A 205-nucleotide genomic window follows, 5' to 3' on the forward strand; every position below is an offset into this window, starting at 1 on the left:
GCCCAGGGCGCACCCGTGCGCAGGATCCAAAGCATACCGTTCAGGACCTGGCGGTGATCCTCCGCTGGCCGGCCCGTGCGCGGCTTCTGCGGAGGCAGCAACGGGGCGATCTGCTCCCACTGCGCATCAGTCAGTTCGTAACGTCGCATCCCGACAACATGGGGGCGATCACCACGCCCGTGAACCCTTTGCAGAGACGCCCTAG

At 66.3% G+C, this 205-nt stretch carries 1 protein-coding gene; it reads right to left on the reverse strand.

What is annotated here, in order from left to right:
* The coding region (locus MKK49_RS00685; protein ID WP_244026098.1) for a transposase at nt 1–149 on the reverse strand (149 nt) is incomplete at its 3' end.
* Nucleotides 150–205 lie beyond the last annotated feature (56 nt).

The organism is Methylobacterium sp. J-090 (assembly GCF_022829345.1).
Taxonomy (GTDB): Bacteria; Pseudomonadota; Alphaproteobacteria; order Rhizobiales; family Beijerinckiaceae; genus Methylobacterium.